Consider the following 2,902-nt stretch of genomic DNA (forward strand, 5'->3'; position numbering starts at 1 on the left):
TGCTCCCGCCGAATATGTTTGATCCCGGCATTTAATGGAGCGCGTCAACAACACCGTCCGGCTGAAGGTTTGGAAGGGATTCATCATGGTCGGCCGCAAGGGCCCGAACAGGCTTCCGCCTCCACACCTTCAGTGGGATTTCGGTGCACGACCAGCGCGACGCGCAGGGCTTCGTCACTGTACACGCTGACTGCTCCCGGGCGCCCCGGCCCATGGCAAGTAGCGGAAACGGGAAAGCGCCCGCCCAGGGGGGCGGGGCGGGCGCGGTTCCGTATGGGTTTTCTGGATCAAACGAAGGTGAAGTCGGACGCGGTCAGGCCCAGGTCTGCCACGGTGACCACACCGCCCAGGTGGGCGAACTCGTGCGCGCTGCCGTCGGCGGTGACATAGGCCAGAGTTGCGAGTCTGTCGGTGTAGCTGCTTTGGTAGACAATGATGTCACCGGCGTGCTCGCCGGAGATCGCACTCGCCGCCTCATTAGCAGAGTTGAAAGATTCGCCAGTGATCACCACGACGTGTTCGCCGTTCGCACCCGAGGCCGCACCGCTGTAGAAGCTGCTCACCGGGTAGCCGGACTGTATGCTGGCGTTGTTGACGAAGTTCGCGCCAAAACCATCGTTGTAGAGGCCCACCGCATCGAAGGCGAACTTGTCCTCCGCCGGGTTGAAATCGGTGATAGTGGTAATGTCCGACGTCGACCCGACAACCCCAGGCACCGGATTGTGGAACTGGAACACGAACGTGTCACTGTCGCTGCCCCCGGTCAACGTGTCCTGGCCGTCACCCACGTAGAGGACATCCTGGCCGGGTCCGCCGCTGAGCCTGTCATTGTCCTCACCGGAGACGCGCGCGTTGAAGCGGCCGTTGTCGCCGGAGAGATCGTCCCAGCCATCTCCGCCGAAGATGCGGTCGTTACCCTTGCCGCCGATGGCTCGGTCACTGCCCGCGCCACCAGAGATCTCGTCGTTGCCGCCACGACCGTCAAGCCAGTCACCGCCCTGGTAACCCTCGATCCAGTCAACACCCTCGGTGCCGAGGAGTGTTTCGGAACCCGGGCCACCTTCGATAATCTTTGCCATTGAAAATACTCCTAATGATGCCCCTGCCTGAGTCGTTCATATTCGTCATCGGACAATTGGAGAAATCGATTGCTTGGATAGGCATACATTTACGAAATGGATGCATTCTCGTTCACTTCGCCCTTCTGCTGAGCAGTTGCGGGCTCGCAGGCGGCGGGGACACGCCCCGGCAATCGGCCCGAACATTCACACTCAAAGAACGGTCCAGGAAAACTTGGCAACCGGTCGTCCTGGTTGGGCCGCCCTCGGAAGAACGGGCATGGGGCTGTGTTGCCGAGTCGCGCCGGCACTGCCCATTGCGAGCAATGGAACGTTAGGGAGCGCGTTCGCGCGAGCCGAGATCGGAACTGACAGGCGCACCAGGTAGTACGAAATGCCGGGTTCACCAGGATTTCTCCGACCACCCCGCCAGTCGGGTGCTGTATCTTCTCACTAGGAAACGACGACAAAGTGTCCGGACGCTACAACCGCACCGGAGAGATTCGTGAAGGTCGCCCAGGCTCCGGCTCCTCCCACAAAGATCACGCTCGCCAGAAGGCCCGCCACCAGGTGCCGGCGAATGGACTCGAAACGTCATTGTTCTGATGAATGCCGGACACCGGGATCCTCCATGTCAGCGCGCTCTGCCACGTGATCCTGTGTAGACTCGATGGCCTTCAGGACTTTGGAACGCGCACCGAATGATCGCTGCCGTCCACCTTCCATCACCAACACCAAATCGACGGCGCGGATGGCGCTCGGCCGATGGGCGACGACAACCGCAATGCCCTTGCGCTCGCGCACGGAGGCGATCGCATTAACGACTGCAGCTTCGCCTTCCGCGTCGAGATGGGCATTGGGTTCATCCAGCACGACAAGGAAAGGGTCTCGATAAAGGGCCCGGGCAAGACCGATAAGCTGACGCTGCCCGGCGGAAAGTGCCGATCCGGCCTCACCAATCGGAGTTTCGTATCCGTGCTCAAATCGGAGGATCAGTTCGTGCGTGCCCGCTGCTTTCGCCGCGGCGACAATAGCCTCAGGGTCAGGATCATCTTCAAAACGAGCGATGTTTTCGGCAATGGTGCCATCGAACAATTCAACACCTTGTGGCAGATAGCCGATGTGACGGCCTAGTGCTTCCCGGTCCCATTGATCGAGGCTTGCGCTGTCGATGCGAACCTTCCCGGCGACCGGCGTCCATGCGCCGACGATGGCGCGCGAGAGTGTCGACTTGCCCGAGCCCGACGGGCCGATGACCCCGAGTGCGCTTCCCGCCTGAATGGCAAACGCAATGCCGGTCACGGTCGGCTTGCTTTCACCGGGCGGAACGATTGTCACGCTTTCGAGGCGCAGTTCGCGTTCAGGTGCAGGCATTAGCATAACAGGAGCGGTTTCAGGAACCTTTTCCAAGAGGTCCTCCAGCCGCGCCCAACCCTGGCGCGCCATGAGGAAGGGTTTCCAGCTTGAAATGGCGAGGTCGACCGGAGCCAGCGCACGCCCCATCATGATCGAACTGGCAATCATGACCCCGGCCGTAGCCTCTTCCCTGACGACAAGGTACGCACCGACGGCAAGAATGGCCGATTGCAGCAGCACGCGCAGCGACTTTGAAATGGCACCCAGCCCACCTGCCACGTCCCCAGCTTTCCGGTTGGCGGCCAAACACTTGGCATTGGCCTTTTGCCATCGGGCAGCGATCCGCTTTCCAAGACCGAGAGCTTGCACGACCTCGGCATTGCAACGCGCTGCTTGCAGCAGACCATTGCGTGCCATGTTGTGGGCAACGGTATCGCTTATCGGCCCTTGCGAGAGAGTGTTGGCAAGGAGTGTCAGAGATGTGAGAC

The 2,902-nt window shown here is 61.0% G+C and carries 2 protein-coding genes and 1 pseudogene; all 3 read right to left on the bottom strand.

Annotated elements, in window-relative coordinates:
* Nucleotides 1–287 precede the first annotated feature (287 nt).
* Entirely contained in the window at nt 288–1,079 is a 792-nt protein-coding gene (locus NKI32_RS31480; protein WP_023686103.1) for a calcium-binding protein, read from the bottom strand.
* Nucleotides 1,080–1,447: 368 nt separating this feature from the next.
* Nucleotides 1,448–1,678: pseudogene (locus NKI32_RS31485) on the bottom strand (HlyD family type I secretion periplasmic adaptor subunit); the annotation flags it as partial.
* Nucleotides 1,653–2,902, bottom strand: a 1,250-nt coding sequence (locus tag NKI32_RS31490) for a type I secretion system permease/ATPase (protein ID WP_353005229.1), incomplete at its 5' end; no start/stop codon positions are given. The gene NKI32_RS31490 and the pseudogene NKI32_RS31485, both read right to left, overlap by 26 nt.

Source organism: Mesorhizobium sp. M0761 (genome assembly GCF_040320205.1).
Taxonomy (GTDB): domain Bacteria; phylum Pseudomonadota; class Alphaproteobacteria; order Rhizobiales; family Rhizobiaceae; genus Mesorhizobium.